This is a genomic window from Pseudomonas khorasanensis (assembly GCF_014268505.2).
Classification (GTDB): Bacteria; Pseudomonadota; Gammaproteobacteria; order Pseudomonadales; family Pseudomonadaceae; genus Aquipseudomonas; species Aquipseudomonas khorasanensis.
Genome location: NZ_JABWQP020000003.1, coordinates 389886 through 414650, shown reverse-complemented (window position 1 = coordinate 414650; position 24765 = coordinate 389886). Strand labels below are relative to the sequence as shown.

Sequence of the window (24765 nt, the reverse complement as noted above, 5' to 3'; positions counted from 1 at the left end):
GCGCGATGCTCACAGGTTGTACTGCTTGCGTTTGCGATACAGGGTCGAGGCGTCAATGCCGAGGGTTTTTGCCGCTTGATCCAGCGTACCGGCGGTGGCCAGTACTGCTCCGATGTGCGCCTTCTCCAGCTCATCCAGACTCAGCGCTGCGCCAACCCGTGGCGCGTTGTTGGCCGGTTGTTCAGCCATGCCCAGGTGGCTGATTTCCACCCGCTCCTGCGGGCAGATGATGCTCGCCCGCTCAACCACGTTGCGTAGCTCCCGAATATTGCCCGGCCATCGGTAGCCCAGCAGCGCTTCACGCGCCTCATCACTGAAACCGCGCGCCGGTCGCGCGTACTCTTTGACGAAACGGGCGAGGAAGCGGTCGGCGAGGGTCAGGATGTCCTCGGCGCGCTCGCGCAGTGGCGGCAGGTGCAGGGTAATCACGTTGAGGCGATAAAGCAGGTCTTCGCGGAAGCGGCCGTCGCGGACCATGTCTTCGAGATTGAGATTGGTCGCCGCAAGAATGCGCACATCGGCGCGCCGGGTCACCGGATCCCCTACCCGTTCGTATTCCTTGTCTTGAATGAAGCGCAGCAACTTTGGCTGCAATGTCAGGGGAAAATCGCCGATCTCGTCGAGAAACAGCGTGCCGCCGTCAGCCTGGTTGACCCGACCCAGCGTGCTCTCGCTGGCGCCGGTAAATGCGCCACGGCTATGGCCGAACAATTCGCTTTCCATCAACTCGGCAGTCAGCGACGGGCAATTGATGGTGACGCAGGATTTCTTCTCGCGCTTGCTCCAGCCGTGAATCGCCCGGGCCAGTTCACCTTTACCGGTGCCAGACTCGCCGAGGATAAGAATGTTGGCATCGGTGCTCGCCACCTGGCGGGCTGTCTCAAGCACGACCTTCATCGCCGGGCTGTGGGAGTCGAGACCGTCCTTCGGCTTACGGATCTCGCCTTCCAGGGCTTCGAGACGGGCGGAGAGCTGGCGCACTTCCAGTTGCTTGGCGGTTGCCAGGCGCAGTTGATCAGGACTGCAAGGCTTGACCAGGTAATCGGCGGCGCCGGCCTGGATGGCGTCAACAGCGGTATCGACAGCCGAGTGGGCAGTGACGATCACGACCCGCATCCACGGCGCCTGAATGCGCATTTGCGCGAGGACGTCGAGACCGTTGTCCTCGCCCAGGCGCAAATCAAGAAAGCACAGGTCGAAGACCTGGCGCTGCAGCAATGCCTCGGCCTGAGCTGCGCTGTTGGCGGTGGCTACTGTGTAGCCTTCGTCTTCGAGGCAATAACGAAACGTACGCAGGATGGCGGATTCATCGTCCACCAGCAGAATGCGGCCTTGTTGCTCAGTGGCAGATTCCATTTTTCCTACGCTCCATAATGAATAGTCTTGGGTTAGTCCCGGAAAAATCGGGCAAGTTGCATGGTTGATTCTGAACGATACCAGCCATAGGAGGGTAGCTCTCTACTGCTAAAACGGCCAATTCATTGATTTCGTTGAGTTTTATAACATTCAGCGTTTGCAGGGCTAATCCTGCGTCCTCTTCTGACATCTGCGTCCCGCTTGCAATTCCATATCTACGAAATTTCCCACGAAATAATCGTGCATTGCGCACGACCGCAGATGAGTCATCGTGCAGGATGCGTCTCTGAAAATTTATCAGACACCTATAACTCTTTGTTTTTAATCATTTTTTTTGACAAGCAAAAACTGGCATGCAGGCTGCAATACCTCACTCAGCCCGGGCAGATCAGCGCTGCCCCAACCGAACAAGCGTGAGGAACACAGGATGACTCGCACAATCGCCGCCCAAGTACGTATTTCCCCACTGCAGATCCAGCAAGGTCTGTTTGGTGTACTGGCGTTGTTGATCACCCTGATCGTTTGCCAGCAGTACCTGAGCTGGGAAAACAGCCGCAAACCCGAGCAGCTGATTTCGATGCAGCACACCCCGCAAAAGCATTTCAGTGCCGTGAGCAGCAGCCAGGCCGAAAACGCTTCGATGCGCATGATTGAGGTTGATCAGGCACAGCCGCTGGAAGAACTGCCGCGTGAAGAACGCTGGGTTTTTTAAGTCGCTAAACAGATTCGGGCGCACAGCGTCGGAAACCGGTAACACCCCTAAATAGAGAAGTAAGGAGAATCACCATGTTGAGCTGGGCAATTACATTCTTGATCATTGCCATCATCGCCGCCGTACTGGGCTTCGGTGGTATCGCGGGCACCGCCACGGGTATCGCCAAGATTCTCTTTGTCGTCTTCCTGGTGATGTTCATTGCGTCCTTCTTCTTTGGCCGTCGCGGCCGAGGTTAACGATGATCGGTCTCAAGACACTGGCCGCCGCCCTGCTTCTGGGCGGCAGTGCCGTGGCCATGGCGGCCAATGACGGCCAGACCCGGGTCAACGAACTGCTCGCGTCTGACGAGCAGTACCGTGAAACCTGGGAAGGTGTGATCAAAAAGGAAGAGCGCGTACCGGAGTGGGTCATCAACCTTTCGGGTACCTCGGAGCAACAGATGCACGCCGTCACTGAAGATGGCGACCAGTATCTGGTCGGCCCGCTCTGCGAAAACCAGGACAAGTGTCTGAACCATCGTTTGATCGTCGCGTTCAGCTTCGACAAGGATGATGCTTACGCCATGCTGGTCGATGTACCGGAAGGCCTGCCGCAGGACAAGTCGCCGACGCGACACGCGACTTATCGCTTCTTCGGCAAACCTGACCAGGGCATGCAGGATCTGCTGATGGAAACCCTGAAGAAAGATCCGAAGTGGTACTGACGCAGGACGCGTAAGGTTTTTGAACACGAAAGCAGCACCCCGCTGCTTTCCATTGCGCCACCTGATGAGGGCAGGCGCATGACCAGGGGGCCGGGACGTTCTGACTGATTCAGGGTCGGAGTGACCTACGGGTACAGGGAGTACCTGCGCAAGGGCCGGGTCAGGGTAAAAGCTGCGCCGCAGGTTCGTCGACCACCCTGGTCTGACGAATCTGCGCTGGGCTTTCCAATACGCCAAACACTGATCCAGAGCACCCATTGCCTTCTTTCGACCGTCAACATGGCGAACAATGCATTACGCGGTGTTTCCCTGGCGACCGTATATCGACAAAAAACCCCATCGATTCGTAGGACTTCTAGTCTTGCGAGGCAGGCTTTTTCTTTAAATTCCTGACAGTTTTTGCTGAACAAAAATTAATCAGCCTACGCTGTGATGGCCGGTTCACGGCACTTATAGCGGCTGAAATGTCACAATCGAACCGGTTGGGACGCCAGTTTCATTAAAAAAAGCTCATGCCGATTCGGCATAGGGTAGGCGTTTACGGCATTAGACGGCGCCACCTTGCATCGGAATAGTTGCGCCTTTTTTCGCCTGCCGAAGAGCCGTAAACACGCGCTTCGGGGCACCTTATACGGAGGCAGATGCACAGACTTTTCCGCTGATGAGCGTTCCAGTTCCTGCATGTGCCTGAGTCAAACGCAAGTAAGGGTAAAGATAATGAAGAAGGCAAAAATCAGCCTCGCCTGGCAGATCCTCATCGGTCTGGTTCTGGGGATTGCACTGGGTGCGTTGCTCAACCACTTCAGCGCCGAGAAGGCCTGGTGGATCAGCAACGTCCTGCAACCGGCAGGCGATATCTTTATCCGTCTGATCAAGATGATCGTGATCCCGATCGTGATTTCTTCCTTGATCGTCGGCATCGCCGGCGTGGGTGACGCCAAGAAGCTGGGGCGTATCGGCCTGAAGACGATCATCTATTTCGAGATCGTCACCACCATCGCCATCCTTGTCGGCCTGGTGTTGGCCAACGTCGTCCACCCGGGTACCGGGATCGACATGAGCACCCTGGGCACGGTGGACATCTCCAAGTACCAGGCGACCGCCGCCGAAGTGCAGCATGAACATGCGTTCATCGAGACCATTCTCAATCTGATCCCGTCGAACATCTTTGCAGCCATGGCCCGCGGCGAAATGCTGCCGATCATCTTCTTCTCCGTACTGTTCGGCCTCGGCCTGTCGAGCCTGCAGTCGGATCTGCGCGAGCCGCTGGTGAAGATGTTCCAGGGCGTCTCGGAAAGCATGTTCAAAGTCACCCACATGATCATGAACTACGCACCGATCGGCGTATTCGCGCTGATCGCCGTGACAGTGGCCAACTTCGGTTTCGCCTCGCTGCTGCCGCTGGCCAAACTGGTGGTCCTGGTTTACTTCGCCATCGCCTTCTTCGCCTTCGTGGTGTTGGGTCTGATCGCCAGGCTGTTTGGCTTCTCGGTCTTCAAACTGATGCGAATCTTCAAGGATGAGCTGGTCCTGGCCTACTCCACCGCCTCCTCGGAAACCGTGCTGCCACGCGTGATCGAGAAGATGGAAGCCTACGGCGCGCCGAAAGCCATCTGCAGTTTCGTGGTGCCGACCGGTTACTCGTTCAACCTCGACGGCTCGACCCTGTACCAATCCATTGCCGCGATCTTCATTGCCCAGCTGTACGGCATCGACCTGTCGATCAGCCAGCAATTGCTGCTGGTCCTGACCCTGATGGTCACCTCCAAAGGCATCGCCGGTGTACCGGGCGTATCGTTTGTCGTACTGCTGGCCACGCTGGGCAGCGTCGGCATTCCGCTGGAAGGCCTGGCGTTCATCGCCGGTGTCGACCGCGTCATGGACATGGCCCGTACCGCATTGAACGTGATCGGTAACGCGTTGGCCGTGCTGGTTATCGCGCGCTGGGAAGGCATGTACGACGACGCCAAGGGCGAGCGCTACTGGAACTCCCTGCCGCACTGGCGCAGCAAGGAAAAACTGCCGGCCGGTGAAGCCTCCAAGAACTGACCACGATTCTGTGGGAGCGAGCCTGCTCGCGAAGGTGGTGTATCAATCGGCAGAGATGTTGAATGTACCGGCCCCTTCGCGAGCAGGCTCGCTCCCACAGTGATTGATGCAAGCCGTGCCAACGAACCCCGGAGAAATCCGGGGTTTGTCGTTTCTGGCGACCCCGTTATCATTCGCCGCATTCTTCGGGGGATTTGACTGATGCTTAATGGCCTGTGGCTTGGCTTCTTCATCGTGGCAGCCGTGTCGGCGCTGGCGCAGTGGCTGATCGGCGGCAACGCCGGGATCTTTGCGGCGATGGTGGAGAGCATTTTCGCCATGGCCAAGCTCTCGGTCGAGGTCATGGTGTTGCTGTTCGGCACCCTCACCCTGTGGCTGGGCTTTCTGCGCATTGCCGAAAAGGCCGGGATCGTCGAATGGTTGGCCAAGGTGCTCGGCCCGCTGTTTCTGCGGCTGATGCCGGAGGTACCGGCCGGTCACCCCGCCCTGGGCCTGATCACCCTCAACTTCGCCGCCAACGGCCTGGGCCTGGACAACGCCGCCACGCCCATTGGCTTGAAAGCCATGAAAGCGCTGCAGGAACTCAATCCCAGCGCCACCATCGCCAGTAACGCGCAAATCCTCTTCCTGGTCCTTAACGCCTCGTCGTTGACCCTGCTGCCGGTGACGATCTTCATGTACCGCGCCCAGCAAGGCGCGCCCGATCCGACGCTGGTGTTCCTGCCGATTCTGTTGGCGACCAGTTGCTCAACCATCGTCGGTTTTCTCTCGGTGGCATTCATGCAACGGCTGCGGATCTGGGATCCGGTGGTGCTGGCGTACCTGGTTCCCGGGGCGCTGATTCTCGGCGGTTTCATGGCCCTGCTCGGCACACTTTCAGCGACTGCTTTGGCGGGATTGTCGTCGATCCTGGGCAACCTCACGCTGTTCGGCTTGATCATGCTGTTTCTGCTGATCGGCGCGCTGCGCAAGGTCAAGGTCTACGAGGCGTTCGTCGAAGGCGCCAAAGAGGGTTTCGATGTAGCGAAGAATCTGCTGCCGTATCTGGTGGCGATGCTGTGCGCGGTCGGTGTGTTGCGTGCGTCAGGGGCGCTGGATTTCGGCCTGGACGGGATTCGTCACCTGGTCGAGTGGGCCGGTTGGGACACGCGGTTTGTTGATGCATTGCCGACGGCGATGGTCAAACCGTTTTCCGGCAGCGCCGCGCGGGCGATGCTGATTGAAACCATGAAAACCTCAGGCGTCGACAGCTTCCCGGCGCTGGTCGCGGCGACAATTCAGGGCAGTACCGAGACCACGTTCTATGTGCTGGCGGTGTATTTCGGCGCGGTGGGGATCCAGCGGGCACGGCATGCGGTGGGGTGTGCGTTGCTGGCGGAGTTTGCCGGCGTGGTCGGCGCCATCGGGGTTTGCTACTGGTTCTTTGGCTGATCACAAACTTCCACTGTGGGAGCGAGCCTGCTCGCGAAGACGGAGTGTCAGTCAAAGCTTATGTGACTGAGATGCCGCTTTCGCGAGCAGGCTCGCTCCCACAGGGTTAGGTATCGTCCTCAGGATCTTGGCGCAGGGGCGAGTTTCTGGCCTTGCTCGACCGCCCAGGCCACGACTTTGGCAGTCAGGCGATCACTGGCCTGGCCAAATCCGGCGACCACCGCCGGCACTTGCACATCGCTTAATGGCTGACGCTCTTCAAACCGGCGGCTGGCAAGAATGCGCTGGTCGTAGCCGCGCACCAGCAACGCATCGACCCGCACCACGACGCCGGCCTGCGGGCCCTGATATTCCGTCTGAAACGCTTGCAAGCTGCCGCCCAGTTCCAGGTCTGCCTGAAAATTACTGTCATCGGTGCTGAGTAATGTCACCCGGCCGTCACGCTGGAAGCCGTCGAGCAAGCGATTGCGCATCAGCACCGGGGCCGGATCGCTCCAGCGCGAGCCCTTGTAGCTGCTGATCACGTCGCCCTGGGGAATCACCGCGATGCTCGGGCGATTCAATGCTTCGCTTGCCTGCAATTTGTTCAAGCGCAGCGACCAGGTCTGAGCCGCCGGGCTGGTGAACGCAGACACTGGCGCGGCAGGCAGGCGGTAGACGTCCGAGGGCTCCGACTTGGGCAAAATCGAGCACGCGCCTACCAGGGTCAAGCCAGCGCCGAGAAGGGTGATTCGAGTCAGCTTCATGGGGTGAATTCCTTGTTCTTGTCGCTGCCCAGCAGGTAACCGCTGGGGTTGGCCTCGAGGCGTTGGGAAATGGCGCGCAGGGAGGTCAGCGTCTCGCGCAGTTCGCGGATCGCCGGGGCCAGGCCATTGAGGCCCTGCATGCCGTTATCCAGAGAATTCTGGTTTTTGCTCAGCAAGCCATTGATGGTCACGCTGCTCTGTTCCAGCGACTTCATCGCCTGCTCGGCACTGCCCAGGGCCTGTTTGCCCTGGTCATTGAGCAAGCCGTTGGCGTTGCGCATCAACAGCGAAGTCTGTTCGAGCATGCTGCCGGCCTGCTTGCCGACTGTCGCCAACTGCTGCATCGCCTGTTTGATATCGCCGCGCTGATCGTTGATCGTGCCGGTAGTCTGCTCCAGATGGGCCAGGGTCTTGCTCACGCGTTCGACGTTTTCCGCCGAGAACATGTGGTTGGCGTTCTGCAGCAGGGCACTGATGCCGGTCATCAAGTCGCTGCTGTCATTGAGCAGCCGCGAAATAGGCGAGGGCGAGGCGACGATCGTCGGCAACTGGCCGTCATGGCCGCGCAGTTTCGGGCTTTCGGGCGTACCACCGCTGAGCTGGATGATCGAGGTGCCCGTAATGCCGGTCAGTGCCAGTTTGGCCTGGGTGTCTTCCTTGACCGGCGTGTCACCGGCCAGACGAATCCGCGCCAGCACCCGGCGTGGGTCCTGCGGGTCAAGGCGCAGGCTGACGACGTCGCCCACCTTGATCCCGCTGTACTGCACCGAACTGCCCTTGGACAGACCGCTGACCGCCTCGTTGAACACAACATCGTAATCCTTGAACTCGGTGTCGACACTGGACTTGGCCAGGAACAAACCGAAGAGCAGGGCGCCGGCCACAACGATTACTGTGAACAGGCCAATCAACACATGATGGGCTCGGGTTTCCATGTCAGACCTCGTTGAGCAGTTTGGCGGCGTCCAGCGCCGAGCGGCCGCGCGGGCCGTGGAAGTATTCGTGAATCCACGCGTCATCGGTTTCCGAGACAACGTCGATGGGACCGGCGACCAATACCTTTTTCTGCGCCAGTACCGCCACGCGATCGGTGATGGTGTAGAGCGTGTCGAGGTCGTGAGTTACTAGAAACACACTCAGACCCAGCGCATCGCGAAGGGTCAGGATCAGTTGATCGAACTGCGCCGCGCCAATCGGATCGAGGCCGGCAGTGGGTTCGTCGAGAAACAGGATGTCCGGATCCAGCGCCAGGGCCCGGGCCAGGGCGGCGCGCTTGACCATACCGCCGGACAGCGACGCCGGGTATTTGTCCGCCGCCGACAGCGGCAGCCCGGCCAGGGCCAGCTTCACCGCGGCCAGGTGTTCGGCGTCATGGCGGCTGAGGCCGGCGTGTTCGATCAGCGGCAGCGCGACGTTCTCGGTCACGGTCAGCGAAGAAAACAGGGCGCCTTTCTGGAAGAGCACGCCGAAACGCCGCTCGACCAGCGAGCGCTCATGCTCGGACAGGCTCGGCAGGTTTTTGCCGAAGACCTTGACGATGCCTTCGCTGGGCCGGTTCAGCCCGACAATACTGCGCAGCAGCACCGATTTACCGGTGCCGGAGCCGCCGACCACGGCGAGGATTTCGCCTTTGTACACGTCCAGATCGAGGTTCTCGTGCACGCTCTGCGGGCCAAAGCGATTGTACAGGCCCCGAACTTCGATTACCGCCTCCGAGGGCGCGCGAGGTAGACGACTCACCAGCCCATCTCCATGAAGAACAGTGCGGCCACCGCGTCGAGCACGATCACCACGAAAATCGACTGCACCACGCTGGACGTGGTGTGCGCGCCAACCGACTCGGCGCTGCCGCTGACCTTGAAACCTTCCAGACAACCAATCGCGGCGATCAGAAACGCAAAGATCGGCGCCTTCACCAGCCCGACCAGAAAATGCTGAATGCCGATGTCCGACTGCAGCAGCGAAAGGAACATCGCCGGCGAGATGTCCAGCGAGACCGCGCAAACCACGCCGCCGCCGACAATCCCCGAAAGCATCGCCAGAAACGTCAGCATCGGCAACGCCACCAGCAGCGCCAGCACGCGCGGCACCACCAGCAATTCAATCGGATCGAGGCCCAGGGTACGGATTGCGTCGATTTCTTCGTTGGCCTTCATCGAGCCGATCTGCGCGGTGAAAGCACTGGCGGTGCGCCCGGCCATCAGGATCGCGGTGAGCAGTACGCCGAATTCGCGCAGGAACGAGAAGCCGACCAGGTCCACGGTAAAAATCGTCGCGCCGAAACTGGCCAGCACCGTCGCCCCGAGAAACGCCACCACCGCGCCGACCAGAAACGTCAGCAACGCCACGATCGGCGCGGCGTCGAGACCGGTCTGTTCGATGTGGGCGATCATCGGCGTGATGCGCCAGCGCTTGGGCCGGAACAGGCCGCGGGCGATGACTTCGAGAATCAGGCCGACGAAGCCGAGCAACTGCATCGTGTCCTTCCAGACCGTGTCCACGGCACGGCCGATGCGCGTCAACAGTTGCACGCTGACGCTGATTTCCGGCTCCTTGATCGGCACGCAGAAGTCGCTCAGCGAGCAATACACGGTCTGCAGCAGGGCGCGGTCGGCTGTGGAAAGGGTGCAATCGGGATGCTCGGCCGACTTGCCGAGGCGCTCGGAACCGAGCAGTTCGACCAGCAACGACGCGCCAGCGGTGTCGAGTGCGCCGAGGCCGTTGAGGTCAATCGGCGTGGCGGCGTCGTATTGGCCGTGCAGTTTTTCGCTCAAGTGTTTGAGCGCGGTGTAATGGGCGAGCGTCCAGTCGCCGGTGACCCGCAGGCGGGCAGGGCTGAGCGCGGTGTCCAGGTGGGCACTGCCGGGGGTTGGGCTGCTGGTCATAAGCTCCGTGCTTGTACGGCTGTTGCAAGATCCTACGTAATAGCACGAACCGGATCAGTTTTCTTTGGCCGGTGTGCTGTCGGTGATTGCGAAACGCAGCACGCCGATCAACTGGCCATCTTCGGTCAGCACGCGCACCTGCCACTTGCCGGCCGGGTTGCCGGGGAAATTCTGCTTGTGCGTCCAGGCCCGGTAACCTTCCTTGCGCCCGCCGTGGATGTCGAGGGCGATGCGATCAACCTCTTTGCCGTTGAAGGTCCAGACGTGATAAATCCGCTCATCCAGCCCGCGCGGCGCGTTGATCGCGGTGTAGGCGTAGAGTCCGCCGCTGCGAATCTGCTCGGCGCTGACCGTGTCGAGGCTGGCGCCGGGGGTGCGATCCTGCAGCTGCGTGCTGATCGCCACGTCGGTCATCCACAACGTCGCCGGCGGCACCCACGAACGCAGCGCCCAGCCGACGCCGCCGATACCGACGGTGATGAACAGGATCGCCAGCGCGTTGCGCACGGTGCGGATCGGGAAAATCGACGCCAGGCTCGGAAATGACATCACAACGGCGATGCCCAGCGCCCATTTGAAGCTCTGCGCGGTGGTCAGGTGCATGATCACCGGCAGCGCCGTGAGCAGGGCGGCGAACAGGGTCAGCGTGTGCAGCGCCAGAAAGGCCCAGCGCCGCGGCGCCAGCCATTTGTAATACAGCGGGTCGACGATCGAAATCAGCGCCGCGACGCTGAGAAGGCCGGTGAAAAAGAACTGTCCGCTGTTCCAAGTCGTGGTGATGAAATAGAAGGGCAGAACGAAAAACAGGCTTTCCTGATGGATCATCTGCGTCGCGTAACGCAGCAGCGGCTGGGGAATTTCCCGTTTGAAGATCCGCGTGAACAGGCCGGTCAGGGTGTTTTCCAGCATCAGCCAGACCCAGCTGAGCAGCATGATCACCGTGATCCAGCTCGCCAGGCCTTGCTGGCGGTCGACCAGCATGAAACTGCCGACCCCTGAGACGAAACCACCCAGCGCAATGACCCCGGGGTAGCGCTTCATCAGCTCGAGGATGCGCTGGATCAGGAGGGTTAATTTCGACATGTGGGCGATTCACGGCAGGGTAGGGAAATACCTCGACAGAGTAGCGTCCGCCGGGCGTTGTGGCGAGGTTGGTATCGCACCGATCTTCCTGGTGGGAGCGAGCCTGCTCGCGAAGGAGGCGTGGCGGCCGCCATCACCATTGAATGGCCCACCGCCTTCGCGAGCAGGCTCGCTCCCACAGGGTTATGCATCAAATCGCCGGAGGGAGTTTTCGGCGGTGCTGCAACCGCCAGCCGAGCATCACCAGCAACAGAACACCCACACCGCCCGCGATCAGCCACAGCACCTGGTCATCGCTGATCAACGGTTTCTCGATCCGCAAATACCCCGGCTGCAGCAGCAACTCGCGCATGGCCTTGTTCGCCGCCGCCAGCGTCACGCCTTGCAGCTCCCGCGCGGGATTGGTGAAGCGACCGTCCTGATAGTCGGCCAGCGCGCTCCAGTAATAGTCCGCCAGTGCGCTGTTCCCCTGTACTGCCCAGGCCTGATGGGCGATGGCAGCTTGTTTGATGCGAGCAAAGGTGACTGGGTCGAGGCCGTTTTTCAGCAGATCGGCCTTGAGGTTTTCAAGCACTTGAATGGCTTCGTCGACGTCGTCGCGATCAAGGTCGGCGTTAAGGCTCATGAAGCCGACGCCGCCGAACACTCCGCGCTCGGCCCATGGTCCGTAAGACAAACCGTGATCGAGGCGAATCTGCCGGTACAGCGCCCAATCGAGGTAATCCTTGAGAATGTCGAACGTTTGGTCGTATTGATCGTCCAGCACCGGTTCCGGTACCAGCCAGTGCAGCTTGGCGCTGTCACCGATGAAACCACGGGTGAGGGTGCGCTCGTGGGCGGCACGGGTGCTAATGTCAGGCAGGGGGCGGTGTTCGCTCGGCTCCACCGGCTCCAGCTCACCCCAGGTGCGCTCCAGGTAGGCCGGTAGCAGTTTGTCGAGTTCGCCGACGACAATCAGGGTCATATTGTTCGACGCGTACCAAGTCTTGCGCACCTTCTCCAGCTGCTCTTGGGTCAGATGACCGACTTCGGCGCGCTGCGGGCATTTCAGCCCAAGCTCCACCGCCAGTTGATTGCTCGCGGTGTGGCCAAGATCCTGGCGGTCGAGGAAGCGTTGCAGTTTCGTGTAATGGCCGCCGTCTTCGCGCTCGACCACGCGTTTCGCAGCATTGATCGCGTTGTCGTCGATGCGCGTCTGGGTCAGCAGCGCGAGCAACAGGTCGAGCACCTTGCGCTGGTTTTTCGCCGGGGCTTCGATGACGAACGTGGTGTCGGCGTTGCTGGTGAACGCATTCCATTCACCGCCCAAAGCCTGCATGCGTTCCTCCAGGCCGCCTTCGCCCGTGGCGTCAATGCCGCTGAACAGCAGGTGCTCAAGCAGATGCGGCAGCTCTTTTTCGCTGCAATCGAAGTCATCGAGGCCAACACCGACTACCAGCCGGATCGCCACGTGCCCACGCTCGGTGCCGGGCTTGAGCAGCAACTGCAAACCGTTGGGCAGCGCATAGCCCTCCACCTGAAAACGATCCAGGGCAAAAGCGGGCAGGGAACCGAGCAACAGACAGGCGAACAACAGGCAACGCATAACAGGCTTCCATACGGCTGATTTGGAGATCCGTGTCGCTATTCAGACCGCTATTCGCGAGCAGGTCGAATCGTCGCACCGTCGCTCCCACAATTGAAATACATTCCCCTGTGGGAGCGAGCCTGCTCGCGAAGATCTTGAGGCTGAATCAATGTAACTGACTAACCCCAGCCCCAGACGTTCAAGGCGAATGCGTAATGTCGCTCATGTCATCCACTGCCAGCGCCCCCGTGTCTGCCGTCTCAAGCACCACATAAGCGCTACTGCAGAACAGCGAGTTCAGCCGTTTCATGTCGGCAATCAGCTCCAGGTGCAGCGAACTGGTCTCGATACTCTGCACGATCTTGCGTTGCAAACGGCTGACATGGGCGTGGGCCAGACGCCGTTCCTGTGCGCGAAAGCGGCGTTTCTCGCGCAGCAGTTGCCGGGCACTTTCCCGGTCGCCGCTGAGAAACACCGACAGGCCCAGGCGCAGATTGGCGATCAGTTGCTGCTGGAGTCCGGCCAGATCGACCAGGCCTTCTTCGGAAAACGAACGCCGTTGCGAAGTCTTCTGCTGCTGAATCTTGCGCAGCATGCGTTCGATCAGGTCGGCGGCCAGTTTCAAGTTGATCGCCAGCTCGATGATCTCGGCCCAGCGCCGACTGTCCTGCTCGCCAAGGTCTTCGCGGGGCATTTGCGCCAGATAGAGTTTGATCGCGCTGTTCAGCGACTCGATGTCATCGGTCAGCCGGCGGATCTCCTGAGTGATGGCGGTCTGCTTGCCGCGCAGCACATCCAGGGTGGCGTCGAGCATGTTGTCGAGCAGGTCGCCCATGCGCAGGGTTTCCCGGGCGGCGTTGGCCAGCGCCAGACTGGGCGTGACCAGTGCGCTCGCATCCAGATGCCGGGGTTTGGCAGTGCCGTTGACCTCCGGTCGCTCGGGCAACAGCCACGCGCACAGCCGCGCCATCGGCCCGACGCTTGGCAGCAAAACCAGGCAACGCGCGGTGTTATAGAGCAGGTGAAAGCCGATGACCATTTCCTGGGGACTGAAATCGAGGCTGTCGATCCAGTGCACCAGCGGGTCCAGCACCGGGATGATCAGCAGCAGGCCGATCAGTTTGTAGAGGAGGCTGCCCAGCGCCACTTGCCGGCCAGCAGCGTTCTGCATGCTGGTGCTCATGAACGCGAGAATGCCGCTGCCAATGTTGGCGCCGATCACCAGACCGATCGCCACCGGCAAGCTGATCACGGCAGCCCCGGCCAGTGTCGCGGTCAGCAGAACAGCGGCGAGGCTGGAGTAGGAGATCATCGCGAATAACGCGCCGACCAAGGCGTCGAGAAGAATGTCCCCGGTCAGCGAGGCGAAAATCACTTTCACCCCTTGCGCGTGGGTGATTGGCGCAGCCGCTTCAACGATTAATTGCAGCGCGAGAATGATCAGCCCCAAACCGATCGACACCCGGCCCATCTGCCCGAGCCGCGTCTGTTTGCGCGACAGAAAGAAAATCACCCCGAGGAAAATCAGCAGCGGCGACAGCCATGACAGGTCCAACGTCAGCACCCGCGCCATCAGCGCCGTGCCGACGTCGGCGCCGAGCATGGTCGCCAGTGCCGGCGTCAGCGCCATCAGACCCTGGCCGACAAACGAGGTGACCAGCATCGCCGTCGCGTTGCTGCTCTGCACCATCGCAGTGACAAGAATGCCGGCAACGAAGGCCAGCCATTTCTTCGACATGTTCTGGCCGATCACATGCCGCAGATTGGTGCCGTAGACCCGCAGGATGCCGGTTCGGACGATGTGCGTGCCCCAGATCAACAGGGCGACGGCAGACAACAGATTGAGCAGGGTGAGCATGCAGACCCCCTGTAGTAGCAGCGCCCCAGAGGGGCAAGTGGACGGCACCGCGCGGTTTCTACGTTGTGATACTTAAGCTGTAGTTGGCTAACGGTCTCGGCGCCAGCATTGCACAGCTAAAGAATGGATTGAAACAAAAGTGTCATGAAAACGGTGCTTCGCTTACCTGCGCGGTGCTCAATCACTGAAATGATCCCTGCTCAGACCAACATCAATTAAATATCTGGCCGTATCCACGTTCCTCTCATCACAACGCACATAGCATTTGACGTGCAGCAGTAGGCTGTACTTGTGAGGTACCAAGAGGATCACCCCATCCGCCCTTTCGAAAAGCTTGGCTTGCAGCTGTCGTTTCTCATCATCGCTCGACACCTTGATCCAATCGTTTCCCCCCGCAGATTCAGGAGCCCAACCGGCACTTTTGAACATCGTTTGCAGCTCGTCCAAGAGCGCAGCTGTCTTATCGAAGGGAAGCGATTCAACCATTGGCGACGTCGTTATGCCGTCTACTTTTCCCTTGGTATAGCCCACCGCGCCGTAGATTGTTTTGGGCAAGGTAAAGCCATGCTCGGGATCATCAAAAGTAATCACGACCGGGCTGCTTATCCAGGTCGAGTCGGCCTTGGGAGGGTCACTTGGATATATGGCTGTTTTTCGTTCAACGGGGAAACTGGAGTCTTTGACGACTTCGGCGTATGGCTTGCCAATATGAGCGTAGATCCTGTCGACACCAGACATGGAGTAGGCGACAACAACCGCCAGAACGAGCGCTATCCCAGTCCCGGCAGATGCCAATTGACGCGAAATAATCGTCACTTTATTCCGCCCCCGCTAGCAATATCCGTGATCGACTGTTTCAGTTGAGCCCGAGTCGCTGGATTCTTGAGCAAGGCATCAAATTGGCCAGCAGCCCGTAACACGAACTCCATTCGCTGATCCCTGTCCGCGAGATTAGCGATAGGATTCTTGGAAAATGAAACTTGTCTGTTATCGGGAGCCTTGCACTGACTAGCAAGCGTTAGTTGAATTTCCTCGGCTGCACCAGAGAACATACCCGTCACCACGGATACGTAGTTGCCTGCATGGGTACCGCGCATCAGTGTTGCAAATTGCGTATCCTCATACATTGCGGGCTGCAAGATATTCAACTGTTCGTGTCGTGCCATCTGCTGAACGCTTTCGACAATTTCACCGGCATCAATCGCTTCAAAGGTTCGGTAAATCTCACCCGCATCGATCCCAAACTGCACCTTACCCGCTATCGGCCACATTACATCCTTCTCAATGCCACGCCGGCTTCTCAAACACTTCTCCATCTCCTTGTACCCCCGCACCATGAAAAACCGGTGCAACGGATAAACGTCCAGAAACAGCGACGTATTACCCAGCGCCAACATCTCATACACATAGTCCAGCTGCTGCTGAACCACTGAGCGTGGGTTGTCGCCGAAAGTGATGTCCTCGGTCGGCATCGGGTTTGCCGCTCGGGCTTTCTCAAGTTCCTGTTCAACCTCAGGATTGGTTTTGCTGAACTTGAATCCGAAACCTTCAAACAAGGTTCCCGATGGGGCGGTTCGCAGCTTTTCCTGTGCAGCCTTCTGCGCAGCAATGGCGGTTTGCAGTTTGGTAGCGTGGATCAAGCCACACCCCACCTGCTTAGAAGCGAACGCCGCCAACCCTGCCCACTGAAAGCGGTTATCCGCCAGCCACAGCTGCGCGTAGGCAGCGTTGATTTTGCGGTTGCGGGCCTGGGGGTCGGCGATGAGGACGCCGCCGGGGGCGACCCAGTCTTCGGCTTCTTTCTGGAAGCGGCGCCACAGGCAGTTGCAGGTCAGCAGCGGGACTTCGACGCGGGTTTTCGGGTTGGGGCCGGCGGTGCTGGTTTCGCGTTTGCAGGTGGGCAGCTCACAGGTGCTGTCCCAGAGTTTTTTCATGTCCAGATCGTCTGGCGCGATGCATTGTGCAGTCATTGGTTCTTCCTTGAAGCTCAGGCGGTCCAGCGTACGACGGCGAGATCGGGCTGCAGGGTCGCAACGCTCTGGGTCATCCCCTGCGCATTGGTCAGGCCTTTGACGATGCGGCCTTCGGCGGTTTCGATTTCGTAGCCCTGTTCGGCGATGGGTTCGCCGTTGCCGGCGCTGACCGCTTTGAATTCGACCACTGGCTGACCAATGATCGGCAACGGCGGAACGAACGGCGCGGGGGTGTGCGAGCTGCCGATGATCACGTTAGCTGAGCCGCCGATCACCACCCCGCCATGGCTGGCGGTGCTGTCGAGGGTCATGGCGTTTTTGCCGTTTATAAAAACGGTCGACGAAAAGGCGCCGCTGAGTGCCTGGCCGCAAGTGCACTGATCGCCTAAGCGAGCGGCGGCGAGACCATTGAAAAAGACATCGCCGGAACCGCTGGCAATCGGGTTGGTGCCGTGGCCGGGCAGCGGGCAGGTGGTCGGGTCCGTGACGCGCGCGGCGGGTTTTCCAGACATGAACGTTCCTTGTATGTCGTTGAGGCGAGCGGGGCACGCTAACGAGCGAAGCGTTAAGCGTCAACCTTAAATCCCCTCGACCGATGATCGCCATGCGCAACCGTGGGAGCAATGAAGAACCTGTGGGAGCTGATGTTTTGAACGGTGTTAAACGCAGATTGTGCTGGGTGTTTAAGCACACGCCGCGTTACGTCCGTGTTGGACAACCTCGTTCCGACTGCCTGAAGGCAGAAACGACTGTGGGAGCGAGCCTGCTCGCGAAAGCGGTGGGTCAGTCGGCAACAATATTGACTGATCTACCGCATTCGCGAGCAGGCTCGCTCCCACAGGTATAGCGTGTAAGCGGACTACGGGATTACTGTCCCGAAAAATCCTTGCGCAGTTTCACCGGATCCTGCTGTTTCTTTTTCCGGTCCATCGCGCCGCGCAGTTTGATGTTGATCGCTTCCACCGCCAGCGAGAACGCCATGGCGAAGTAGACGTAGCCCTTCGGCACGTGCACGTCGAACGATTCGGCGATCAATACGGTACCGACCACCAGCAGGAACGACAGCGCGAGCATTTTCAGCGACGGGTGCTTGTCGATGAATTCGCTGATCTTGCCCGCAGCCAACATCATCACCAGCACGGCCACGACGATCGCCGCGACCATGACCGGAACGTGGGAAACCATGCCCACCGCCGTGATCACCGAGTCCAGCGAGAAAACGATGTCGATGATCGCAATCTGAATGATGGTGTACAGGAAATTGCCGCCCTTGCCCGACGGCGCGTCGTCGCTCTCGTCTTCGCCCTCCAGCGCGTGGTACATCTCCTGCGAGCTCTTCCACAGCAGGAACAGACCACCGAAGAACAGGATCAGGTCGCGGCCGGAAATGCCCTGGCCGAAGACTTCGAACAGGTCGGCGGTGAGGCGCATGACCCAGGTGATCGACAGCAGCAACAGGATCCGCGTGACCATGGCCAGGCCAAGACCGAAGATCCGGGTGCGCTGCTGCATGTGCTTGGGCATGCGGCTGACCAGGATCGAAATCATGATGATGTTATCGATGCCGAGGACGATTTCCAGGGCCGTCAGGGTGAAGAAGGCAACCCAGATCTCAGGGTTGGTCAGCCATTCCATGTGTATTCCTTTGAGCGATTGTTAAACCGAAAAAGGTCCGGGCTTCAAACCGCGAAGCCAGGACCCGAAACGGTGAGTCTTGGACTTATAGAGTGCTGAACATCGGGAAAGTCCCCAACAACAGCGCAGCAATCAGAATGCAGATACAAACCAGGATCGCCCATTTCAGGGTGAAACGCTGGTGGTCACCAAAATCAATCCCGGCCAGGGCCACCAACAGGTAAGTCGATGGCACCAACGGGCTCAGCAAGTGGACGGGCTGACCGACGATCGAGGCACGGGCCATTTCCACTGCGGTGATCCCGTAGTGACTGGCGGCCTCGGCCAACACCGGCAACACGCCATAGTAGAACGCGTCGTTGGACATGAAAAAGGTGAACGGCATGCTCACCAGCGCCGTGATGACTGCAAGGTACGGGCCGAGGAAATCCGGAATCACCGCCAACAGGCTCTTGGACATCGCATCGACCATGCCGGTGCCCGACAGGATACCGGTGAAGATCCCCGCCGCAAAGATCAGCCCGACCACTGCCAGCACGCTACCGGAGTGAGCGGCAACGCGATCCTTCTGCATTTGCAGGCAAGGGTAGTTGACGATCATGGCAATACTGAACGCCACCATGAACAGCACTGGCAGCGGCAACAGACCGGCGATCAGGGTGCACATCAGGCCGAAGGTCAGCGCGCCGTTGAACCAGATCAGTTTCGGACGGCGGGCATCGGGGAACTGCGAGACGCTGATTTCACTGTGATCGACATCGTCGCCCACCAGTTGCAATTCGCCCAGACGGGCGCGCTCACGCTTGCCGTAGAAGTAGGCAATCACCAGGATCGCCAGCACGCCTGCGGCCATGGCCGGGATCATCGGCACGAAAATGTCCGACGGGTCGACATGCAGCGCACTCGCCGCACGGGCGGTCGGGCCACCCCACGGGGTCATGTTCATCACGCCACCGGCGAGGATGATCAGGCCGGCCATGATTCGCGGGCTCATGCCGATGCGGCTGTAGAGCGGCAGCATCGCGGCCACACAGATCATGTAAGTGGTCGCGCCGTCACCATCAAGGGAAACGACGAGCGCCAATACGGCGGTACCGACCGAAACCTTCAACGGATCGCCTTTGACCAGCTTGAGGATCTTGCGCACGGCCGGGTCGAACAGGCCGGAGTCGATCATCAATGCGAAGTAAAGAATCGCAAACATCAACATCACGCCGGTTGGCGCAAGTTTGGTGATGCCTTCGAGCATCATCGGGCCGATTTTCGGCGCAAAACCACCGAAAAGGGCAAACACGATCGGGATAATGATCAGAGCGATCAGCGCGGACAGGCGCTTGGTCATGATCAGAAACATGAACGTGATGACCATGGCGAAGCCAAGGAAAGTCAGCATCGGAATACTCCAGGCGTAGCGCGGCTAGTTAAATGAGCGGATCGGTCGGATCAGCGCAGAACGGGAAGCACGAGGCGTACGGGAGGAGTTGCAAGCAAAAAGCAGGGGAAGCGGCGGGTTGCAGAGGACATCAGAATCACCATTGTTGTTGTTAATTGGGCCGGGCGTGCGAGGCATCACACGCGTTGGCCAACCGGTCTGTCGCCGGAAGTGAGGCGATCCTAATCGGGGAAGCTTTCAGCTACCTTTCGTTGCTCAACGCGTTGAATGAACGGTTTACCGGCGGTCGGATGCGACAAGAGCCAATAAAACGGGAGAAAGTGGCGATGGAGAAGAACGGGGAACACAGCGGGGGCTGTCACTGTGGACACATCCGCTATCAGTTCAGCGGGGCATTGCAGGACATTGCTCATTGTCATTGCTCGATCTGCCGCAAGGTCAGCGGCGGCATCGTCACCACCTGGATCACCGTGCCAACCGCGAATTTTCGATGGCTGACCGGAACGCCGGCGCGATACGACTCATCGGCCAGTTGCGCGCGGTTCTTCTGTCCGGATTGCGGTGCGCATCTGGCATTGGTGACATCGCTCAGCCCGGCCAGCATCGACGTAACCATTGCTACGCTGGATCACCCGGAACGGGCGCCGGCCCAAAGGCATATCTGGACCGACAGCCAATTACCCTGGCTGCATCTGGATGAACACCTGCCGGGCGAAGCCGAGGAAACGCTTGATTAAAAAACCGACAAATCCAGCGGCCGCACCGCGCCCATCCAGATCGCATGTTCGGTGTGATCAATCAGGTCATCGCCGGTCTCTGGGTGGAGGAACACCACCAGCCCCTTACGGTTGAGCGCCAGCCACGGCAGCACGTCGCCGATCAGTTCGGGACCGAAGGCCAGTTGGCAGCTCCAGTCCGGATGCGGCCCGACCGGCCTTTCATGCACGCGGCCCATTTTCACCGCAAACAATTGCGCGGCGCGCTCGCACAAGGCACGGGCCTGCCCGAGGGTGCCGGCGTCAAAATAAACGTGGGCGTGATAGCCCTTTATCGTGTGCATCGCAAACCCTCTGAATCGGTTCGAACCCTCGATGTAGACCGTGTGTCTGATGCCTTACAAGGGTTTAAAAAAAGGATCAGCCATGAGAAATGCCGAAACCCCCGTGGTGAAAGTGGTGCTCTATGGTGCCATGAGTAGCCTGGGCGGTGCGTTGATGGCTGAGCTGCTGCGACGACAACACGAAGTCATCGTCATTCTCGACGATCTCACTGCACTCGCGCCGCGTCCGGGGCTTCGTACCAAAACCGGTAATTTGTTTGACGCCGAGCGGGTTAACCAGAGCGTGGCGGGGACTTCAGCGGTGATCTGTCTGCTCGACGCGCCGGGTTTGCCCTTCAGCAGCGACCATGTGGAACGCTCGGTGACGCTTGGGCCAGTCGAACAGGTTCTGGCCGTCGATGCGTTAGTGGACGGCTTGCAACTGGCTAGCGTCCCCCGGCTTTTTCTGGTCGGCAATTTCGGTGTACTCGATGAGTCCGACGGCGATGACAGCCTGCAACGTCATGCCGCCGAGGAAATGCTCGAAGCCGTGCAAAGCAGCCAACTGCAGTGGACGCTGGTCAACGCGCCACACGGCGTGGCGGGGCTGACCATTGAGCATTTCAGTCAGGTGGGCGGCAATCTGGAACCAGGCCTAGCCGAACCACTGGAGCGCCTGAATCGTGTGGCGGTGGGGATTGCCGATGAGCTGAGGCTGAATCTGCATGTTGGCGAGCATGTAAATTTTGTGGCGGCTTCAGATCTGTAAAAGATCGTCCGATCCTTGGCTCTTCACACCGCAATCGAAGGCAGGGCAAGACCATTAAGCGATTGCGCACTGCTCGCCTGCTCGGACCTCAACCAGTCAACGAACAGCTGAATCAACGCGCCCCGTCGTTTGCGCTGTGGCAACACCACGTAATAACCCAGGCGCGACAGCGTGGTTTCGGCTATCGGCCGGCATAACAAACCTTGCGTCAGCAGGTTATCCACAAGGTGCCGCCAGCCAATCGCCACGCCTTGGCCGCCAATGGCGGCTTGAATCAGCAGCGTGTAATTGTCAAAGCGCAACTGCCCGGGCGCCGGCGCCGTGCTGATCCCCAATTCACGAAAGAGCCGGCTCCAGTCGAACCAGTTGCTGCTGTTTTCGCCGCGCAGATGCAGCAGAGGGAAGTCCAGCAAGGCCTGCGCCGGCAAGGGCAGGGCGCGGTCCTTGAGCAAGTGCGGACTGCACACCGGAAACACTTCCTCGCTGAACAGCCAATGGCTTTCGCCTTGTTTAAAACGCCCATCGCCGAACAGGATTGCCACATCTATGTCGGTGCGCAGCATGTTGTGATTGCGCTCGCTGGTGACGAGGCTGACGTCAATGTGCGGATTGGCCTCGTGGAAGCGATGCAGGCGCGGCATCAGCCAATACGCCGCAAAGGCAAAGTCGGTGGCGACTTGCAGCACTTCATGTTGCTGCTGCGCACTGATTGCACTCAGTCCTGCGTCGATATTCTGCAACCCGGCGCTAACTTGCTCGAAAAGAATCGAACCGACTTCGGTCAGCTCGATGCCACGGTAGATCCGGTCAAACAGCCGCGCACCCAGTTGCTCTTCGAGCCGTTTGATCTGCTGGCTGATGGCAGGCTGTGTTGTGCCCAACTCCACCGCCGCTGCGGTGAAGCTGCGATGCCTCGCGGCCGCCTCGAAGGCGCGCAACAGATCGAGAGACAGATCACCGAGAGCTTCATACATAAGCTGTGCTTATCCTAGTCATTGCCCGGCGCGGGCTTTACCCGAACAAGCATGGACTTCATGCTCGATCGCAGCAATGTCGCATAAATATTCACTATGGAATGCCGCGATCACATGAAGCGCAAGAATATTCTTTTCATCATGGCCGATCAGATGGCCGCGCCAATGTTGCCTTTTTACGGCCCCTCGCCGATCAAACTGCCTAATCTTTCCCGCCTCGCCGCGCAAGGCGTGGTCTTCGACGCCGCTTACTGCAACAGCCCGTTGTGCGCGCCATCGCGCTTCACCCTGGTCAGCGGCCAGTTACCGAGCAAGATTGGCGCTTACGACAACGCTGCGGACTTTCCCGCCGATATCCCGACCTATGCTCACTACTTGCGCCGCCTCGGCTATCGCACCGCGCTGTCGGGCAAGATGCATTTTTGCGGGCCGGACCAATTGCACGGCTATGAAGAGCGCCTGACCAGCGACATCTACCCGGCCGATTACGGCTGGTCAGTGAACTGGGACGAGCCGAACGTGCGGCCGAGCTGGTATCACAACATGTCTTCTGTGCTGCAGGCCGGGCCCTGCGTGCGCACCAACCAACTCGATTTTGATGAAGAGGTGGTGTTCAAGGCCCAGCAGTACTTGTTCGATCACATTCGCGAGGACGGCGACCAGCCGTTCTGCCTGACCGTGTCGATGACTCACCCCCACGACCCGTACACCATTCCCAAGGCTTACTGGGATTTGTACGACGATGCCGATATTCCGCTTCCCGCCACGCCGAGTCAGCATGAACTTGATCCGCACTCGCAACGCCTACTCAAAGTCTATGACCTGTGGGACAAGCCGCTGCCTGTGGATAAGATTCGCGATGCGCGCCGGGCGTATTTTGGAGCGTGCAGCTATATCGACGCCAATGTCGGCAAACTGCTGCAAACGCTCGAGGAAACCGGGCTGATTGACGACACGATCATCGTTTTTTCCGGTGACCATGGCGACATGCTCGGCGAGAAAGGCCTCTGGTACAAAATGCACTGGTTTGAAATGGCGGCGCGAGTGCCCCTGTTGATAAGTGCGCCCGGGCAGTTCGAAGCGGGACGTGTCAGCGCCGCCGTTTCGACCGCTGACCTGCTACCCACATTCGTGGAGCTGGCCGGCGGCACACTCGAGCCGGGCCTGCCGCTGGATGGCCGCTCGCTGGTGCCGCACCTGCAAGGGCGGGGTGGCCACGACGAAGTCTTCGGCGAATACATGGCAGAAGGCACGATCAGTCCGCTGATGATGATTCGTCGTGGTGCCTACAAATTTATCTACAGCGAAAGTGACCCTTGCCTACTCTTCGATGTGGATAACGATCCGCGCGAAGAGGAAGAACTCGGCCAGTCATCGCAGCATCGCCAGTTGTTCGACGACTTTCTTGCTGAAGCGCGGGCCAAGTGGGACATTCCGACGATCCATCGAAACGTGCTTGCCAGCCAGCGCCGGCGGCGTTTCGTGGCCGAGGCTCTGACCCTCGGCAAGCTGAAGAGCTGGGATCACCAGCCGCTGGTCGACGCCAGCCAGCAGTACATGCGCAACCACATCGATCTTGATGATCTGGAGCGCAAGGCCCGTTATCCACAACCCTGCCAAAACCAATAATGTAAGGGGAAGTCCATGCGCAAGTTATCCACAGCACTGACCGTCGGCCTGATCGCGTTGAGCAGCGTTTCGGCTTATGCCGAGCAAGGCTGCGAAACCGTGAAAATGGCCGATCCGGGCTGGAGCGACATCGCCGCCACCAATGCCATCGCCGGGTTTCTGTTGAACGGCATGGGCTATAAGGCCAAGGTCGACACGCTCGCGGTGCCGATCACCTTCGGCGGCCTGAAGGACGGCCAGGTCGACGTGTTTCTCGGTAACTGGATGCCGGCGCAGCAGGGCTTCTATGACAAGTTCGTCGCGACGGGGGACGTGACCCAATTGGCGAAAAACCTCGACGGAACCGAGTTCACCCTCGCCGTGCCCGATTATGTCTGGGAGGCGGGCGTGCATGATTTCGCCGACCTGAATAAATTCGCCGACAAATTCGACAAGAAGATCTATGGCATCGGCTCGGGTGCGCCGGCGAACATTTCCTTGCAGGAGATCATCAAAAAGAATGATTTCAACATGGGTCAGTGGAAGCTGATCGAGTCCAGCGAACAGGCGATGCTCGCCGAAGTCTCGCGAGCGGTGAAGAAACAGAAGTTCGTCACCTTCCTCGGCTGGACCCCGCACCCGATGAACGTGCAGCTGAAAATGCATTACCTGAAAGGTGGCGAAAAATATTTCGGTGACACCGGCAGCGTGTTTACCCTGACCCGCAAAGGTTACGCCGAGGCCTGCCCGAATGTGGGCAAGTTGCTGACCAACCTGACGTTCACCCAAGAGATGGAAAACAGCATCATGGCCGAGGTGGTGAACAAGAAAATCACCAACGCCGAGGCAGCGAAGGCCTGGATCAAGGCGAATCCGGCGGTGCTGGACAAGTGGCTGGATGGAGTCAAGACGGCGGACGGCAAGGAGGCGCTGGGGGCTGTGAAAGCGAAGCTTTGACTGCCCACGCTGATCGTTCCCACG

The 24765-nt window shown here is 59.5% G+C and carries 24 protein-coding genes; 9 read left to right on the top strand and 15 right to left on the bottom strand.

Annotated features, from left to right (window positions below; all coding sequences use genetic code 11):
- Nucleotides 1-9: 9 nt before the first annotated feature.
- Nucleotides 10-1356 (bottom strand): sigma-54-dependent response regulator transcription factor AlgB, encoded by a 1347-nt coding sequence (gene algB, locus HU727_RS11235; RefSeq protein WP_039757147.1) that lies wholly within the window; start codon nt 1354-1356, stop codon nt 10-12.
- A gap of 427 nt (nt 1357-1783) precedes the next feature.
- On the opposite strand from algB, the gene HU727_RS11230 reads away from it, so the two are divergent.
- The 5 genes from HU727_RS11230 (at nt 1784) to HU727_RS11210 (ending at nt 6254) form a co-directional block, all read left to right on the top strand.
- Nucleotides 1784-2068, top strand: coding sequence for a hypothetical protein (locus HU727_RS11230; RefSeq protein WP_186531348.1), 285 nt, complete (start codon nt 1784-1786; stop codon nt 2066-2068).
- Nucleotides 2069-2142: 74 nt separating this feature from the next.
- Nucleotides 2143-2307 carry a DUF1328 domain-containing protein gene (locus tag HU727_RS11225; RefSeq protein ID WP_003177151.1) on the top strand — a complete coding sequence of 55 codons (165 nt, stop codon included), beginning with the start codon at nt 2143-2145 and terminating at the stop codon, nt 2305-2307.
- 2 nt (nt 2308-2309) lie between these two features.
- Nucleotides 2310-2774, top strand: coding sequence for an inhibitor of vertebrate lysozyme family protein (locus tag HU727_RS11220; RefSeq protein ID WP_186531346.1), 465 nt, complete (start codon nt 2310-2312; stop codon nt 2772-2774).
- A 717-nt stretch (nt 2775-3491) separates the two neighbouring features.
- Nucleotides 3492-4823, top strand: coding sequence for a glutamate/aspartate:proton symporter GltP (gltP, locus tag HU727_RS11215; RefSeq protein WP_186531344.1), 1332 nt, complete (start codon nt 3492-3494; stop codon nt 4821-4823).
- A gap of 201 nt (nt 4824-5024) precedes the next feature.
- On the top strand, nt 5025-6254 hold the full coding sequence (locus HU727_RS11210; RefSeq protein ID WP_039757151.1) for a nucleoside recognition domain-containing protein: 1230 nt from the start codon (nt 5025-5027) through the stop codon (nt 6252-6254).
- Nucleotides 6255-6373: 119 nt separating this feature from the next.
- Here the strand turns inward: HU727_RS11210 and HU727_RS11205 are convergent, their stop codons facing one another.
- The 12 genes from HU727_RS11205 to HU727_RS11150 all read right to left on the bottom strand — a co-directional run bounded on the left by HU727_RS11205 (nt 6374) and on the right by HU727_RS11150 (nt 19394).
- On the bottom strand, nt 6374-7000 hold the full coding sequence (locus tag HU727_RS11205; RefSeq protein ID WP_186531342.1) for an ABC-type transport auxiliary lipoprotein family protein: 627 nt from the start codon (nt 6998-7000) through the stop codon (nt 6374-6376).
- Nucleotides 6997-7935, bottom strand: a complete 939-nt coding sequence (locus tag HU727_RS11200; RefSeq protein ID WP_186531340.1) for an MlaD family protein — start codon at nt 7933-7935, stop codon at nt 6997-6999. The genes HU727_RS11205 and HU727_RS11200 overlap by 4 nt, the downstream gene beginning before the upstream one ends.
- 1 nt (nt 7936) lies before the next feature.
- Nucleotides 7937-8740 (bottom strand): ABC transporter ATP-binding protein, encoded by an 804-nt coding sequence (locus tag HU727_RS11195; protein WP_186531338.1) that lies wholly within the window; start codon nt 8738-8740, stop codon nt 7937-7939.
- Nucleotides 8737-9885 carry an ABC transporter permease gene (locus HU727_RS11190; protein WP_186531336.1) on the bottom strand — a complete coding sequence of 383 codons (1149 nt, stop codon included), beginning with the start codon at nt 9883-9885 and terminating at the stop codon, nt 8737-8739. Before HU727_RS11190 ends, HU727_RS11195 begins: the two co-directional genes overlap by 4 nt.
- Nucleotides 9886-9939: 54 nt before the next feature.
- Nucleotides 9940-10968, bottom strand: a complete 1029-nt coding sequence (locus tag HU727_RS11185) for a DUF5924 family protein (protein WP_186531334.1) — start codon at nt 10966-10968, stop codon at nt 9940-9942.
- A 190-nt stretch (nt 10969-11158) separates the two neighbouring features.
- Nucleotides 11159-12553, bottom strand: coding sequence for a M16 family metallopeptidase (locus tag HU727_RS11180; RefSeq protein WP_186531332.1), 1395 nt, complete (start codon nt 12551-12553; stop codon nt 11159-11161).
- Nucleotides 12554-12734: 181 nt separating this feature from the next.
- Entirely contained in the window at nt 12735-14393 is a 1659-nt protein-coding gene (locus HU727_RS11175) for a Na/Pi cotransporter family protein (protein WP_186531330.1), read from the bottom strand.
- A gap of 177 nt (nt 14394-14570) precedes the next feature.
- The gene (locus tag HU727_RS11170) at nt 14571-15209 is read right to left on the bottom strand and encodes a hypothetical protein (protein WP_367616999.1); all 639 of its coding nucleotides are present in this window, start codon (nt 15207-15209) and stop codon (nt 14571-14573) included.
- Nucleotides 15206-16363, bottom strand: a complete 1158-nt coding sequence (locus HU727_RS11165; RefSeq protein ID WP_186531328.1) for a DUF2515 family protein — start codon at nt 16361-16363, stop codon at nt 15206-15208. Before HU727_RS11165 ends, HU727_RS11170 begins: the two co-directional genes overlap by 4 nt.
- Before the next feature lie 17 nt (nt 16364-16380).
- Nucleotides 16381-16878 carry a PAAR domain-containing protein gene (locus HU727_RS11160; protein WP_186531327.1) on the bottom strand — a complete coding sequence of 166 codons (498 nt, stop codon included), beginning with the start codon at nt 16876-16878 and terminating at the stop codon, nt 16381-16383.
- Nucleotides 16879-17233: 355 nt separating this feature from the next.
- Complete coding sequence (locus HU727_RS11155) at nt 17234-18001, bottom strand: TerC family protein (protein WP_186531325.1); 768 nt, start codon at nt 17999-18001, stop codon at nt 17234-17236.
- Nucleotides 18002-18086: 85 nt separating this feature from the next.
- Complete coding sequence (locus tag HU727_RS11150; protein WP_186531323.1) at nt 18087-19394, bottom strand: CitMHS family transporter; 1308 nt, start codon at nt 19392-19394, stop codon at nt 18087-18089.
- A 326-nt stretch (nt 19395-19720) separates the two neighbouring features.
- Between HU727_RS11150 and HU727_RS11145 the strand changes: the two genes are divergently transcribed.
- Nucleotides 19721-20131, top strand: coding sequence for a GFA family protein (locus HU727_RS11145; RefSeq protein ID WP_186531321.1), 411 nt, complete (start codon nt 19721-19723; stop codon nt 20129-20131).
- On the opposite strand, the gene HU727_RS11140 is transcribed toward HU727_RS11145, so the two are convergent.
- Complete coding sequence (locus HU727_RS11140) at nt 20128-20454, bottom strand: DOPA 4,5-dioxygenase family protein (protein WP_186531319.1); 327 nt, start codon at nt 20452-20454, stop codon at nt 20128-20130. The genes HU727_RS11145 and HU727_RS11140 overlap by 4 nt on opposite strands.
- Before the next feature lie 82 nt (nt 20455-20536).
- Here HU727_RS11140 and HU727_RS11135 point away from each other — a divergent pair, with 82 nt between their 5' ends.
- The gene (locus tag HU727_RS11135; protein WP_186531317.1) at nt 20537-21202 is read left to right on the top strand and encodes an NAD(P)-dependent oxidoreductase; all 666 of its coding nucleotides are present in this window, start codon (nt 20537-20539) and stop codon (nt 21200-21202) included.
- Between the two features lie 23 nt (nt 21203-21225).
- Here HU727_RS11135 and HU727_RS11130 read toward each other — a convergent pair whose 3' ends face one another.
- Nucleotides 21226-22176, bottom strand: coding sequence for a choline sulfate utilization transcriptional regulator (locus HU727_RS11130; RefSeq protein ID WP_186531315.1), 951 nt, complete (start codon nt 22174-22176; stop codon nt 21226-21228).
- 114 nt (nt 22177-22290) lie between these two features.
- Here HU727_RS11130 and betC point away from each other — a divergent pair, with 114 nt between their 5' ends.
- The gene (betC, locus tag HU727_RS11125; protein WP_186531313.1) at nt 22291-23805 is read left to right on the top strand and encodes a choline-sulfatase; all 1515 of its coding nucleotides are present in this window, start codon (nt 22291-22293) and stop codon (nt 23803-23805) included.
- 15 nt (nt 23806-23820) lie between these two features.
- The gene (gene choX / locus HU727_RS11120) at nt 23821-24741 is read left to right on the top strand and encodes a choline ABC transporter substrate-binding protein (RefSeq protein WP_186531311.1); all 921 of its coding nucleotides are present in this window, start codon (nt 23821-23823) and stop codon (nt 24739-24741) included.
- Nucleotides 24742-24765 lie beyond the last annotated feature (24 nt).

Excerpts from the sequence above, each read along its gene's own strand:
- HU727_RS11230 (WP_186531348.1), top strand. The coding sequence starts at position 1,784 with ATGACTCGCACAATCGCCGCCCAAGTACGTATTTCCCCACTGCAGATC.
- HU727_RS11130 (WP_186531315.1), bottom strand. The coding sequence starts at position 22,176 with ATGTATGAAGCTCTCGGTGATCTGTCTCTCGATCTGTTGCGCGCCTTC.
- HU727_RS11175 (WP_186531330.1), bottom strand. The coding sequence starts at position 14,393 with ATGCTCACCCTGCTCAATCTGTTGTCTGCCGTCGCCCTGTTGATCTGG.
- HU727_RS11155 (WP_186531325.1), bottom strand. The coding sequence starts at position 18,001 with ATGGAATGGCTGACCAACCCTGAGATCTGGGTTGCCTTCTTCACCCTG.
- HU727_RS11205 (WP_186531342.1), bottom strand. The coding sequence starts at position 7,000 with ATGAAGCTGACTCGAATCACCCTTCTCGGCGCTGGCTTGACCCTGGTA.
- HU727_RS11150 (WP_186531323.1), bottom strand. The coding sequence starts at position 19,394 with ATGCTGACTTTCCTTGGCTTCGCCATGGTCATCACGTTCATGTTTCTG.
- HU727_RS11185 (WP_186531334.1), bottom strand. The coding sequence starts at position 10,968 with ATGTCGAAATTAACCCTCCTGATCCAGCGCATCCTCGAGCTGATGAAG.
- gltP (WP_186531344.1), top strand. The coding sequence starts at position 3,492 with ATGAAGAAGGCAAAAATCAGCCTCGCCTGGCAGATCCTCATCGGTCTG.
- HU727_RS11165 (WP_186531328.1), bottom strand. The coding sequence starts at position 16,363 with ATGACTGCACAATGCATCGCGCCAGACGATCTGGACATGAAAAAACTC.
- HU727_RS11200 (WP_186531340.1), bottom strand. The coding sequence starts at position 7,935 with ATGGAAACCCGAGCCCATCATGTGTTGATTGGCCTGTTCACAGTAATC.
- HU727_RS11160 (WP_186531327.1), bottom strand. The coding sequence starts at position 16,878 with ATGTCTGGAAAACCCGCCGCGCGCGTCACGGACCCGACCACCTGCCCG.
- HU727_RS11145 (WP_186531321.1), top strand. The coding sequence starts at position 19,721 with ATGGAGAAGAACGGGGAACACAGCGGGGGCTGTCACTGTGGACACATC.
- HU727_RS11180 (WP_186531332.1), bottom strand. The coding sequence starts at position 12,553 with ATGCGTTGCCTGTTGTTCGCCTGTCTGTTGCTCGGTTCCCTGCCCGCT.
- choX (WP_186531311.1), top strand. The coding sequence starts at position 23,821 with ATGCGCAAGTTATCCACAGCACTGACCGTCGGCCTGATCGCGTTGAGC.
- betC (WP_186531313.1), top strand. The coding sequence starts at position 22,291 with ATGAAGCGCAAGAATATTCTTTTCATCATGGCCGATCAGATGGCCGCG.
- HU727_RS11140 (WP_186531319.1), bottom strand. The coding sequence starts at position 20,454 with ATGCACACGATAAAGGGCTATCACGCCCACGTTTATTTTGACGCCGGC.
- HU727_RS11210 (WP_039757151.1), top strand. The coding sequence starts at position 5,025 with ATGCTTAATGGCCTGTGGCTTGGCTTCTTCATCGTGGCAGCCGTGTCG.
- algB (WP_039757147.1), bottom strand. The coding sequence starts at position 1,356 with ATGGAATCTGCCACTGAGCAACAAGGCCGCATTCTGCTGGTGGACGAT.
- HU727_RS11220 (WP_186531346.1), top strand. The coding sequence starts at position 2,310 with ATGATCGGTCTCAAGACACTGGCCGCCGCCCTGCTTCTGGGCGGCAGT.
- HU727_RS11225 (WP_003177151.1), top strand. The coding sequence starts at position 2,143 with ATGTTGAGCTGGGCAATTACATTCTTGATCATTGCCATCATCGCCGCC.
- HU727_RS11135 (WP_186531317.1), top strand. The coding sequence starts at position 20,537 with ATGAGAAATGCCGAAACCCCCGTGGTGAAAGTGGTGCTCTATGGTGCC.
- HU727_RS11190 (WP_186531336.1), bottom strand. The coding sequence starts at position 9,885 with ATGACCAGCAGCCCAACCCCCGGCAGTGCCCACCTGGACACCGCGCTC.